The sequence below is a fragment of the Bacteroides sp. MSK.18.37 genome, assembly GCF_019129155.2.
In the GTDB taxonomy this organism is placed as follows: domain Bacteria; phylum Bacteroidota; class Bacteroidia; order Bacteroidales; family Bacteroidaceae; genus Bacteroides; species Bacteroides ovatus.
In genome coordinates this window covers 5,078,101-5,090,251 of the sequence record NZ_JAHOIB020000001.1, presented here as the reverse complement: position 1 = coordinate 5,090,251, position 12,151 = coordinate 5,078,101, and the positions used below count along the sequence as shown (strand labels likewise).

The window sequence follows — 12,151 nt, the reverse complement described above, 5'->3', positions numbered from 1 at the left end:
TTCGCTTTGTTCTGGGGTAAAAATATCTTTTTCACACATAGGTGAAGAAGGGTTTTATCTTTATGGAGATAAATATCTCCTGCTCCCGACAGGAAGACCCCATACGTCACAGGAGATATATCATCATCTAATTAATTAGTAGTATCGTCTACCCAAGTTGAAACTTTGACTGTAATAGTCTTAGCCTGACCAACCATGCTACCCCAAGGAGAAGTAGGAGTAGCTTTCACGGTAACTACCAAGTTAGCATTGTTCATACTCAATTTAGCCATTGCATCAGTCAATTTGAGTTTATTATCAGAAATAGTAGGCTTCACAAAAGAAGACGCATCATTTCCTGAAAGAGAATACTCGATAGAGAAACCGTAGATAGTCATAGCAGCACTTGCATAGGTGTCAGCAGCAAAAGTAGGCCATACTTCTTTGCTATTTTTATCTTTCCAGATAAATGCTGTTGTCAAATCAAAACCGGCTTTTCTTGTACTCTCATCTGTCACATCATAGTCAAATTCAGTCTTTTCTGCATCTTTATAGCTAAATGTTCCGTTCAAGTTAGCGGCAGGAATGATTACCGGAATAGTTTCGGTGAATATTACGTTCTCACCACATTTTCCCTGCAGCGTAACATTGATTGGTTCGCCATCGTATTGGTTAGTCACTGTTACAGTACCGTCATTTTCATTAACAGTTACACCACGACTCGCCGGAGCAGCTTTTTGAGTATTAGCAGCAAGAGCAAACTTCATAGTACCGCCCATATCCGTAACTAATTTGCCATACACGGCATCATAATTAGAATAAAGTTCTTTCAAGCTTCTGGATGCTGTTACTGCTGTTATCTTGCTGCTAGGATCTTTAGCAAAGTTAGTTAGCAAAGTTCCGTCCGTTTGAGTAATAGCTTCCAGTTTAAATGCCGCATCAGTTTCTTTAGGAAGAGTTACGGTTACGCCCTTCACTGTTACATCAACAGTGTAATCACCATTCGTAATCTTCGTAGTAATATCAGTAGCCTCACAAGTTGTATTTGCAGGAACGACCAAGGCTAGTTGATTGCTGCCGTTCAAACCTAACTTAATAGTCTGATCTTGTGGAACACCTTCAAAGGTGCAACCGGAGAAATCACTCATACTAGCATCTCCCAATGCAGTTTTTATTGCAGTTATAACAGCAGCAGCGTCATTGGTAGTAGCGATGTCATACTTCTTTTCTGCAGCATTCCACAAAATAGGATCTGTTGAAGCCAGTGTAGCCGTTTGTGCCTGTCCTTCGCTGACAATTTTAACTTCCGTATATGACTTGGCAGCATAAACTTTTGTCGTAGGATGTTCATCTCCGGCTGTTGCAGGATCTGTCACTGTTACGGTAGATTGTACAGTAGCTTGGCTTCCTGCATCTCCTTTAGCTTTCAATACACCAGTCTCTGCATTCAAATCAAAGTTAGCAGCAACATTTGCTGTCGTTGAAAATGCTACACTGAAATACTTATCAGAGATACCGAGTTCGCTCAATGTCTTTGTATCAGGAGTACCGTCTACATCTCCATTAGCTTTTATTGCTGTATTCACAGTTACGTTATAATCAGATACCTTGGCATCTCCATCATTTTCCTTATAGTCAATACTAGCACCTTTCTTCACTGTTGCTACTCCTGCATTTGCAGATGCCCATTCCACCTTACTGATATACAGATTACTCTTCACAGCGGCAAAATAGTTGGAGGAGACATCATTCAAAGTCTTCTTATCGGCAGCAACTTTGTCTGTTACAGTCAGAGCCACAGCATAACTATTTTTCACTGCGCTAGCATCCAATGTTACTTCAATCAAGTTAGGTTCAGCATCTACCACTTTGATTCCTTTTATCTTGAACGGATCGTTTAGAGAACGCGTCTTCACTTTCTGGCAATCTACAGAAATAACATATTTCGCATTCTCACTTACTTCACCATTCTCACCATAACAAGCAACCAAATCTTTTATTACATCAGCCGGAGATACACGGAATCTCACTGCCACTTCGTTGACATTGACTACCGATTTCCAGTCGTGACCACCACCCGTAGCAAAGTCCACATAGTATGTATTGAACTGAACCTGTCCGTCTGCATAAGTCGGCACATACACGATACTCTGAATCATGCCTTTGATAGCGTCGATTTCTTTCTGAAGATGATCGGTCAAATCTTTGATCGCTTGATTGACAGCTGATTTCTCATCAGCAATCAGCGCTTTTACACCTTCATCCAATGTGGCAGTCCCTTCCGGCATATTGAGAGCAGCAACAGCTTTCTGTGCGTCAACAATCTGTTTGATAAGAGCTGCATAGTTTTCATAATCTGCGCCTTCTGTTTTTGCTACATAAGCATTGATGGCAGTCAGCAATTCATTTAATTGTGCCTGCTGTGCTTTAGCATCATCACTGAAAAGTTTATCGTACACATTTCCTACAAAAGTAGCCAGCGTTGTAGACACTCCATATTTTTCAGTAAGTACAGCATTGATGTTACCGAGTTCTGTTGTGATTCCGCTTTGAACAGCTCCTGTTACATACTTAGCAATCTCTCCCCACTTATCCTGATCGGTTCCATCATGCTTAAGAGCATCGATGATAGCTTGATTTACATAAGCACCGAAGCTGGTACTTTCGTAAGCACTTACATTTTTTTTGCCGGATGTGATGTATGCCTGTTCTGCTGCAATCAGTTCAGATAATACGGTTTTGGCATCTTCAAGTTCTGTAATCTTCTTTTCCAAGCCACTGACTCCATCCTCACCTTTGAGAATCTTTTGCAAAGAGGTCAGTTGATTTTGAAGGTCTGTCAATCTTGCTGCCAAATCTTTAGCTTTATCGCCTGTAGCATCTGCCAAAGCTTTTTCCAATGCAGCGATTTTTTGTTTCAAAGTTTCTTCACCATCCGGATTTTTCACAAGTGCACTCAAGTCGTTCAGTTGTGTCTGCAAATCTTGTTTTGCCTTTTCAACTGCGCTCTTCATGTCTTCTGTACTTACCGGACTGGTCGATGTGATCTTATCAACCTGCTCCTGCAAGCCTTTAATATCATCATCATAGTCCTTACAGCTTGTCACCACTGTACTGACTGTAAGCGTCAATGCCCCAAAAAGCATTACCCTAACAAATTTTTTCTTCATAACTACTTAAAAATTACATTAATAATATATTATTAAACACTAAGTTTCAATAATAGCCGCCCGTTACTTCGTAGGTAACGGAGAAACCTTTGTGCCTGCTCTTCGGGAGTAGTCAATACGGAAAAATGAAACAATATGCGATTACATTTTTTACCCCTGCTTCTTAGAAGCGGCAGAGGGGCGGGAGACCTTTTGCAAAATTTAGAAGTTAACAAAGCCCTAATACAAAGAATCCGCTTGTTTTATTTGGTTAATTCCTGTTTTGAGTAGTTTATTAGAAAAAATGTATGATTTCGTTTGGTTGTTTTAAGAAATATGCTCATATTTGCACCGATATTTCAACCCGTTACCTACGAAGTAACAGGATAAAAATCAAGCACTTAGACCTACCACAGATCGTTTTACAAAATCAAGTACTTGTATATTTGCTTCATCAATTTTCTTATTTCGGAAAGGCTTCAAATAAGTTTCCGTCACAGTGATAGACGAATGTCCCATCGCTTCGGAGATAATACCCGGATGAATTTCGCAATAATACGCAGTCGTAGCCCAGGTATGGCGGGCGGTGTACGAGCTCAACCGGTCTTTGAGTCCCAATGCCTTTCCTAATAATTCCAACTGATAATTAAAATTGCGCAATGCCAGTTGATATTCCCTATACGCCTTTGGCGAACCTTCGTCACTGTGAAGAATCGGGAACAAATAAGGCGACTGTTCCTCCCGATTCATATACTTTTGCAAAAGAAACATCGCTTCCGTCGTCAACGTCACAGACAACGGACGCCCCGTTTTACGACGACGATAACTAATCACATTTCCCCGCAAATCACTCTTGCGCAAATAAGCCAGGTCGACAAAAGGCAATCCCCGAAGCAGGAACATAAGAATGAACAACTCCTGCGCACCCTTCATGGCAGGAGTGATAGCGTCCGACTGCAACAGACGGGCAAACACCTTCTTCATATCCTCCATATCCAGTGCCCGGCGGCGGTCTGCCCGCGTACCTGTATATACGGATCGAAAAAGATGCGGCACGTATGATGCCTTCCGAAGATCGACAGCGCGATTGTAAACCGCACGCAACGTGCGAAGATACGTAGACACCGTATTCCAACTACACCCACGTGCACGAAGACTACCCTCAAAATGCTTCAGCCACTCCGGAGTGATTTCCCAAAACGACAAACGATCGGAACCCTGAAAAGTAAGAATCGCATTCAACGTACTTCTGTATACATGAGCAGTCCCTAAATTTCCACTCTGCTGCAAATCAACAGCCACTTGTTTCATAAACAAAGTAAAACTTTCCTTTTTCATTAAAAATAAATTAATAATTAATATTTACTTTTCCCACATTTTACTTTAGTAAAATACAAAAATATATCTTCAAAAATTTACATACATAAAATCTAAAAAATAAAAACCAAAACATTTACATTAATCATCAAAGTAAATTTCATACATTTGCACAATTTTTCAAACAACATATTATTTTAACCATTTAAAGTATAAAAAAATTATGAACAACAATGAACCAGCTGCCGAACGCTACAGCATTAATGGATTCAAGTATTTCTCCGAATTGGCGAAGGAGTATTTTCCCGATCTGGCAAACGCTTCTTCCGCCAGCAAAAAAATGCGCAAACGCATTAAAGCAAACAAGACATTGAACGAACAACTGGTTGCTGCATATTACACCAGCCAAACAATCGATGTCAGTCCTGAAATGCAGCTAATCATCTACCGACACTGGGGACCTCCCCACATTGACTTGCCGACAAACGTTTAGCGCGTAACAGAAAACGAAAACACGGACAAGAAATAAAAGGAAAATCGATCTATATATTTTTAAATATATCATTTATCTTTTATTGTTTATTATGTATTCCACTTTGCGTTCACCACTTTTTTTCAAAACAAAGATAACTACCAATCATATAGCTATTTACAGAAAGAAAAAAGCGTTCCACAAAGCGTTCGGCAAAAATGACCGTTTTTTCACTACAAACAAGACCTTCGAATCCCCCTAAACGAAGGCTTTGTTTTTTCTCCAACAGAAGCTCCACCAGTCACCAACAGAAGCTCCACCAACCACCAACAAAAGCTCCGCCAACCACCAACAGAAGCTCCGCCAACCACCAACAGAGCATCCGTTCCATCCCCACTCCTTCCCCGGCTTCATGAAAGAAGAAAAAAAACAGCGATTTGCGCATCGCGGCACCCTTTATTCATCCACACCCGTCCGCACGGAACCACCCCCCTTGCGCATCGCACAGGAACGGCGTACCTTTACAGAAATTTAAAACGATAACCCAATGAACAATTTCAACTTTCAAGCCATGATGGAACATGGTTTTCTCATTATCCCCAAAGCCCTGCTACAACAACAGATAGAAGACCCGAACATAGAAGCCGGAGAAATAGAAGCGCTCCTGAAAATCCTGATGAAAGTCAACTATTCGGACACGTTATACAGCGACCGGCAGCACAAAGACTACCTGTGCAAAAGAGGCGAAAGCATGTTCAGCTACCGCGACTGGAGCCGCATTTTCCGCTGGTCTGTCGGAAAAACCTTCCGGTTCATACACGCCCTTGCCATCCTGGGGATCATCGAAATCGTCCCCCATCCCAACAACCCGTCCCTGCATATCCGTGTCGTCGAATACGACAAATGGGTAGGAGCCCCCGACAGCGGCAAGCAGAAAAAGAAAGCCGTCAACGAGAAGTTCCGCCTGTTTTGGAATGAGTTTCACAGCATCACGCAGCTTCCCAAAGAAAACATCGCCAAAGCGCAACGCGAATGGAAAAAATTAAGCGACAAGGAACAGCAACTCGCCATCGACAAGGTAGAAGATTATTATTTCCACCAAACAAACATCAACTACCTGCTCCACGCTGCCAGCTATTTATCCAACAAAGCTTTCCTAAACGAATACTGATAAAACGAATCCCAATTAAACGAAGACTGATTAAACAAACACTGATTATGAATACCGAAAACAGAGTTTCACCACAGGCTCCCGAAATAGAAGAAGCCATCATCGGCGCCTGCCTGATAGAGCAGAGAGCTATACCACTGATAGCCGACAAGCTGCGCCCCGAAATGTTCTATGTCCTGCGCCACCAACTGATCTACGCCGCCATACTGGCTATGTACCACGCCGGAATGAAGATAGACATCCTCACCGTAAAAGAAGAGCTTTCCCACCGCGGAAAGCTCGAAGAGGCGGGCGGAGCGTTCGGCATCACCCAGTTGAGCAGCAAAGTGGCGACTTCCGCCCACCTCGAATATCACGCGCAGATCGTACACGAGAAATATCTACGACGCGAAATGATCTTGGGATTCAACAAACTACTCGCCTGCTCGCTAGACGAAACGATGGACATCGACGACTCGCTGATGGACGCGCACAACCTGCTCGACCGTCTGGAAGGCGAATTCGGCCACAACAACCACATGCGGGACATGGATGAACTGATGACCGCCACCATGACCGAAGCCGAAGGACGTATTGCCAACAACATAAACGGAGTAACCGGCATCCCTACCGGACTGGCAGACCTGGACCGCATGACGTCCGGACTCCAAAACGGCGAACTAGTGGTAATTGCCGCCCGTCCCGGCGTAGGAAAAACGGCATTCGCACTACACCTGGCACGAAACGCAGCCATGGCAGGACATGCCGTAGCCGTCTACAGCCTCGAAATGCAAGGAGAAAGACTGGCCGACCGATGGCTGACAGCAGCCAGCGAAGTCAGTGCCCGCCATTGGCGGTCAGGAACCGTCAGCCCGCAAGAGCTTGCAGAGGCACGCACAGCAGCCGCCGACCTCAAACGCCTGCCGATACACGTAGACGACAGCACCTCGGTCAACATGGAACACGTACGATCCAGCGCGCGACTGCTGCAAAGCCAACATGCGTGCGACGCGATCATTATAGACTACCTGCAACTCTGCGACATGACAACCGGCCAAAACAACCGCAACCGCGAACAGGAAGTGGCGCAAGCCACCCGCAAAGCGAAGTTGCTAGCCAAAGAGCTAAACGTACCGGTGGTACTGCTTAGCCAGCTAAACCGCGAATCGGAAAACCGCCCCGCAGGCCGCCCCGAACTGGCACATCTCCGCGAAAGTGGCGCAATCGAGCAGGATGCGGACGTCGTGATATTACTCTACCGCCCCGCCCTCGCACGAATAACAACCGACCGCGAAAGCGGTTACCCTACCGAAGAACTAGGCATAGCAATCATAGCCAAACAACGCAACGGAGAGACGGGAAACGTATACTTCAGGCATAATTCGGCAATGACAAAAATCACCGAATACGTCCCACCGCTGGAATACATGCTGAAACATGCTAAATAGATACAGATTCATCCCGATTCCATACAATTTTATATTACAATATATAGCTGTATGGAATTTCTTTTTTAGTTCATTATTGATATAAAATAAATAGCAAAATACTTGACTTTCCCTTTCAAATTTCGTATATTTGTAATGTCAACAAGGACAGAAAATATTATTACTTAAACCTTAACTTTTTTAATTGTATGAATGTATTAGTGGAGCGCTATCAGCGCAGAAAGTATGTGAATCAGCCGGATTCACAGATGTTGTATTATGTACGCCAGAAATCGGGCACAGTGAGAGTGATGGACATCAACAAGCTGGCCGATGCCATCGAAGCGAACTCATCGCTTACAGCAGGAGATGTGAAGCATTCCATCGAGGCTTTTGTTGAGCAGTTGCGCCTGTCGCTTACCCAGGGCGACAAGGTGAAGATTGACGGATTGGGCACGTTCCATATCACGTTGAGCAGCGAAGGGGCGGAAAAGGAGAAGGATTGCACGGTGCGCAATATCCGCAGAGTAAATGTTCGTTTTGTGGCAGACAAGGCACTTCAGTTGGTGAATACGAGTCATGCCACTACCCGAGGCGAGAATAATGTCGATTTCATCCTGGCCGGAAAGGGTGACGGAGAAGACGCGGATGGCGGCAACGGTGGTGGAAACAGCGGTAGCGGCGGAAGCGGAGAAGCTCCGGACCCGGCAGCCTAATCATTAAAAACAGTGCCGCATGGGTATTACAGAGTGATTTCTACAATTGCTCTCCATGTGGTTTCTGTTTTCTTCTACGTTTATTTTTTAATTCTCAATTTTCAATTCTCAATTTATTAAAATGCTCGATAAAATCATAGAGATCATTATGACGATCCTGCCCTTTCTGGGTAGTAATCGCAAGAAGCGCAAAGCAATGGCGCAAGAAGTAAAAGAGTTCAGTGAACTGGTGAAAGACCAATATACATTTCTGATGCAGCAGTTGGAAAAAGTGTTGAAGGATTATTTCGACCTTAGCTCGAGAGTGAAAGAGATGCATACAGAAATCTTCTCGCTAAGAGGTCAACTGGCACAGGCTGCTGCCTTGCAATGTATCAATAAAGAGTGTCCACAACGTAGTGTGACAGAGGCATGATAGTGATTCAGTCTATTTAATCCATCCATGAGAACTATAAATCTGATAGTAATCCATTGCTCCGCTACGCGCGAAGATAAGAGTTTCACAGAATATGACCTGGACGTCTGTCATCGCAGACGGGGATTCAACGGAGCGGGGTATCATTTCTATATCCGCAAGAACGGGGACATAAAATCTACCCGTCCGATAGAACGGATCGGTGCACACAGCCGCGGTTTCAACAAGGAAAGTATAGGGATTTGCTATGAGGGTGGACTCGACTGCAAAGGACAACCGAAAGATACCCGTACCGAATGGCAGAAACATTCGCTCCGGGTATTGATTCTCGCTTTATTGAAAGATTACCCGAATTGCCGGATATGTGGACACCGGGATCTAAGTCCCGACCTGAACGGAAACGGCGAGATAGAACCGGAAGAATGGATCAAGGCCTGTCCCTGTTTTAATGCTGAAACGGACTGGGGAAAAGTCTGAAAGAAGATACATTCAACTCAAATAAAGATGCCGCCTCCCGTTTCTCCAAATTCAAATACAGGTAATTGTCAAACTGTTTTCCAAATTCATTAACTACCGTTGTCTTACCGACTTGCCTTGCTCCACGCAATATCAAAGGCTTCCTGTGCGTATCGACTTTCCATCTTTCCAAATGAAATAATATATCTCTTTTAAACATAAGCAATAAACTTATTGATTTTCAGCAACAAATTTATAAAAAGTTTCCAAAGATGGGGCAAAACATCATTGATTTTGTTCCAAAGATGGGGCAAGATGCCAGTGATTTTGTTTTAAAGATGGGGCAAGCCACACTAATACTGTTACAAAAATGGGTCAAAACAGAATTTATATAGTTACAATCAGCTGATTTACAAATTAGACGATTTACTATGTACCGACTCCAATCGTACATCGTAAATCGTCTAATCGTCTAATAAGTTCGTCTATTATTTCACGTCGAATGCAGCTTCAATCAGTGCTTTCAAGTTCAGATAATGACTTCTGTATATTCCGCTGGAAGCATTTGCCGCATTAGTCAGGTCTCTTTTAAGATCAGTCAACTGTCCGCGTGCAATGGTCGGTGCCTCGGAAGGGAAATCGAAAGCCACAAGCGAATAACCACCCAGACTTCCGAGCGAGCCGGAACTGTTCTTCGGTTTATCAAGCATTCCGATCAACGCATTGACATAAGTCTTCTGCAAGCTACGCTGGGAAGCATCCGGTTTCTTTCCTCCTTGCAGATCGCTCCAGATACTCTTCTTCAAATCACGGAACAAATCGTTGGCCGTGTATGCTTTCGCTCCGTTGACCAGTTCGTTATCCGTCATTTTGTCGAGCGTGCGGCTACTAAGCAGTTGTTTCAATGTACTGCTCTGTACACGGTAGATCGAATTGAAAGTATTGATACCTGTTCTTTCGGTCAGTTTATCATCCATCAGCCAAGTCGGTGTGGTGAACAGTTCTTTGTTCAAGAAGTCGACCGCTTTCTTCTGAATATCTTTCGGTACGTATTCTACCGCTTTCATGTCTGTCTGTTCCACAGAAATCGGATTGTGGTAGATACCGGCAACATTGGTAGTCACATGCCCCACGTACAAGCTGAATTGTCCCACCACATTCTGATACAAGCGGACGGCCTTCATATAACCTTCATTCGGTTCATAAGTCCAGTTCATGATTTCAGGCATCACGCGTTTCAGGTTTTTGATGCCATACGAACTTGCCAACATGGCATCGTCTCCCAAATCCTCACTCTGGTTGCGGGGATCGTTTCTGTCGAGTTCCGTTCCGAACGTGTAACGTTTGTCTTCGCGCAACTTCCCGATGATCCACTTATTCAGGTGAGGTATTTCGGCTTCCGCCGTTTCATATTCGGGCATCCAGCGGTAGCCCCACTCAATCGCCCATTTGTCGTAGATACCGATACGGGGGAATATTCCCGAACGTGAGATGTTGTCTTCCGGCTGCGCCACATAGTTGAAACGGGCATAGTCCATGATAGACGGCGTGTGCCCGTTAGCTTCCACCCATATTTTGTCTCTTAGTTTCTCTACCGGGACGGTATTGGAAGAGCCGAAGTTATGACGCAGTCCTAACGTGTGTCCCACCTCGTGGGAGGAGACAAAGCGTATCAGTTCGCCCATCAGTTCATCGTCGAACATCGGTTTGCGTGCTCCCGGATCAATGGCTCCCGCCTGCACGATGTACCAGTTGTAGAGCAGGCTCATCACGTTGTGATACCAGTTGATATGCGTTTCAAGGATTTCACCGCTGCGAGGGTCGTGCACGTGAGGTCCGCTTGCGTTGGGTATATCGGAAGGTTTGTACACGATAGCCGAATGGCGGGCGTCTTCCAGGCTCCAAGAAGGATCGTCCGTCGGCGCTTCTTTGCCGAAGATCGCGTTTTTGAATCCCGCTTTTTCGAAAGCTGCTTGCCAGTCGTTCACACCTTGAATGAGGTAAGGCACCCATTTTTTGGGAGTGGCGGGGTCGATGTAGATGATAATCGGTTTCTTCGGTTCCACCAATTCGCCACGAAGGTATTTCTCGCGGTCTTCCTCTTTGGGTTCGAGACGCCAACGGGTGATATTTGCTTTGTACTTCACGCCCTGTGGGTTCTCATCAAAGTCCTTGTAGCTCACGGCAAAGTAACCTACCCGGTCGTCATGCAGTCTCGGTTTCATCGGTTCTTTGGGGAGCAGCAACAGGGAACTGTTCAGTTCGTAAGTCAACGGAGTGGTAGAAGTGGCAAAGAAAGCTGCCAGCAGTTTTTCCAGTCCGCTACCTCCTCCTTTCTTCCGTTGGAAGGTGCGGACAGTACGTATTTCGATATTCTGCGGGAAGGCTTTCAGCGTGTCGATGTAACTTGCGTCGTCTACCATGCTGCTTGCTCCGATGTTATCTTTCACACGGCTGGTGAATGAAAACATTTCGTTATCCTTACGGATATAGTCGGTCATGTCGATTACATAGTTGGTAGTTTCTCCTTCCTTACGGATGGTCTTCAGAGGGAACGTGGCCACAATGGGCTGAACATTGGAGTTCAACACTGCCTGATACAACCCCAGCGTATCGGCCGAATGTTCCAGATAGGAAATCTCACGCACGAACAGTTTGTCGCCACGTCCTTTCTCGAAACGGATGACTTCGTCGCTGATGTAATCGCCCGGATAGCCGACTTTACGTTTCTGCGCGTCTACCGGTGCTTTTACCACCCGGTTGACAATCAGTACATCACGCCCGAAAAGAGAGTCGGCTATTTCAAAGAAATATTTACCCTCTACGTAGTGTACCTTGAAAAAGCCGTCCATTGTTTTGGCTTTGCCGGTGATTACTTTTGCATAAGGTTGCAGCGCATCTTTCTTGCTCTTGGCGATGGAGTCAGCTTTTGCCTTATCCACTGCTTCCGTCTTGCTTTTCTTTTTCTTCTTTTTCTTGAAGATGTCCGTCGATTGCGCTCCGGCCAATGGAACGATCATTGCCAGAATCATCAGAATTGAAACTAATTTCTTCATTTTTTCTTTTTTAA

11 protein-coding genes are annotated in these 12,151 nt (G+C 44.8%); 6 read left to right on the top strand and 5 right to left on the bottom strand.

The window, feature by feature from the left end:
* Positions 1–131: 131 nt before the first annotated feature.
* Positions 132–3,149: a hypothetical protein gene (locus KSX81_RS19575; RefSeq protein WP_217725832.1), complete on the bottom strand. Its 3,018-nt coding sequence runs from the start codon at positions 3,147–3,149 to the stop codon at positions 132–134.
* Positions 3,150–3,521: 372 nt separating this feature from the next.
* Positions 3,522–4,466: a tyrosine-type recombinase/integrase gene (locus KSX81_RS19570; RefSeq protein WP_217725831.1), complete on the bottom strand. Its 945-nt coding sequence runs from the start codon at positions 4,464–4,466 to the stop codon at positions 3,522–3,524.
* A gap of 202 nt (positions 4,467–4,668) precedes the next feature.
* Here KSX81_RS19570 and KSX81_RS19565 point away from each other — a divergent pair, with 202 nt between their 5' ends.
* Complete coding sequence (locus KSX81_RS19565) at positions 4,669–4,938, top strand: DUF4248 domain-containing protein (RefSeq protein ID WP_004300655.1); 270 nt, start codon at positions 4,669–4,671, stop codon at positions 4,936–4,938.
* 237 nt (positions 4,939–5,175) lie between these two features.
* Here the strand turns inward: KSX81_RS19565 and KSX81_RS19560 are convergent, their stop codons facing one another.
* Complete coding sequence (locus tag KSX81_RS19560) at positions 5,176–5,331, bottom strand: hypothetical protein (RefSeq protein ID WP_224440856.1); 156 nt, start codon at positions 5,329–5,331, stop codon at positions 5,176–5,178.
* Positions 5,332–5,464: 133 nt separating this feature from the next.
* Between KSX81_RS19560 and KSX81_RS19555 the strand changes: the two genes are divergently transcribed.
* The 5 genes from KSX81_RS19555 (at position 5,465) to KSX81_RS19535 (ending at position 9,102) form a co-directional block, all read left to right on the top strand.
* The gene (locus KSX81_RS19555) at positions 5,465–6,088 is read left to right on the top strand and encodes a hypothetical protein (protein ID WP_004300658.1); all 624 of its coding nucleotides are present in this window, start codon (positions 5,465–5,467) and stop codon (positions 6,086–6,088) included.
* Positions 6,089–6,135: 47 nt separating this feature from the next.
* Positions 6,136–7,515: a replicative DNA helicase gene (gene dnaB / locus KSX81_RS19550; RefSeq protein WP_004300659.1), complete on the top strand. Its 1,380-nt coding sequence runs from the start codon at positions 6,136–6,138 to the stop codon at positions 7,513–7,515.
* Between the two features lie 188 nt (positions 7,516–7,703).
* Positions 7,704–8,210, top strand: a complete 507-nt coding sequence (locus KSX81_RS19545) for an HU family DNA-binding protein (RefSeq protein WP_004300660.1) — start codon at positions 7,704–7,706, stop codon at positions 8,208–8,210.
* Between the two features lie 121 nt (positions 8,211–8,331).
* Positions 8,332–8,625: a hypothetical protein gene (locus KSX81_RS19540; RefSeq protein ID WP_004300661.1), complete on the top strand. Its 294-nt coding sequence runs from the start codon at positions 8,332–8,334 to the stop codon at positions 8,623–8,625.
* A 27-nt stretch (positions 8,626–8,652) separates the two neighbouring features.
* On the top strand, positions 8,653–9,102 hold the full coding sequence (locus tag KSX81_RS19535; RefSeq protein WP_004300662.1) for an N-acetylmuramoyl-L-alanine amidase: 450 nt from the start codon (positions 8,653–8,655) through the stop codon (positions 9,100–9,102).
* Here the strand turns inward: KSX81_RS19535 and KSX81_RS19530 are convergent.
* Together KSX81_RS19530 and KSX81_RS19525 are read right to left on the bottom strand one after the other, a co-directional pair.
* A complete protein-coding gene (locus KSX81_RS19530) occupies positions 9,071–9,301 on the bottom strand; it encodes an AAA family ATPase (RefSeq protein ID WP_004321419.1) in 231 nt (76 codons plus the stop codon). The two genes, KSX81_RS19535 and KSX81_RS19530, sit on opposite strands and share 32 nt — an antisense overlap.
* 268 nt (positions 9,302–9,569) lie before the next feature.
* Positions 9,570–12,137, bottom strand: coding sequence for a zinc-dependent metalloprotease (locus KSX81_RS19525; RefSeq protein ID WP_004300664.1), 2,568 nt, complete (start codon positions 12,135–12,137; stop codon positions 9,570–9,572).
* Positions 12,138–12,151 lie beyond the last annotated feature (14 nt).

Excerpts from the sequence above, each read along its gene's own strand:
- KSX81_RS19570 (WP_217725831.1), bottom strand. The coding sequence starts at position 4,466 with ATGAAAAAGGAAAGTTTTACTTTGTTTATGAAACAAGTGGCTGTTGAT.
- KSX81_RS19525 (WP_004300664.1), bottom strand. The coding sequence starts at position 12,137 with ATGAAGAAATTAGTTTCAATTCTGATGATTCTGGCAATGATCGTTCCA.
- KSX81_RS19545 (WP_004300660.1), top strand. The coding sequence starts at position 7,704 with ATGAATGTATTAGTGGAGCGCTATCAGCGCAGAAAGTATGTGAATCAG.
- KSX81_RS19535 (WP_004300662.1), top strand. The coding sequence starts at position 8,653 with ATGAGAACTATAAATCTGATAGTAATCCATTGCTCCGCTACGCGCGAA.
- KSX81_RS19560 (WP_224440856.1), bottom strand. The coding sequence starts at position 5,331 with ATGAAGCCGGGGAAGGAGTGGGGATGGAACGGATGCTCTGTTGGTGGT.
- KSX81_RS19575 (WP_217725832.1), bottom strand. The coding sequence starts at position 3,149 with ATGAAGAAAAAATTTGTTAGGGTAATGCTTTTTGGGGCATTGACGCTT.
- KSX81_RS19530 (WP_004321419.1), bottom strand. The coding sequence starts at position 9,301 with ATGTTTAAAAGAGATATATTATTTCATTTGGAAAGATGGAAAGTCGAT.
- dnaB (WP_004300659.1), top strand. The coding sequence starts at position 6,136 with ATGAATACCGAAAACAGAGTTTCACCACAGGCTCCCGAAATAGAAGAA.
- KSX81_RS19555 (WP_004300658.1), top strand. The coding sequence starts at position 5,465 with ATGAACAATTTCAACTTTCAAGCCATGATGGAACATGGTTTTCTCATT.
- KSX81_RS19540 (WP_004300661.1), top strand. The coding sequence starts at position 8,332 with ATGCTCGATAAAATCATAGAGATCATTATGACGATCCTGCCCTTTCTG.
- KSX81_RS19565 (WP_004300655.1), top strand. The coding sequence starts at position 4,669 with ATGAACAACAATGAACCAGCTGCCGAACGCTACAGCATTAATGGATTC.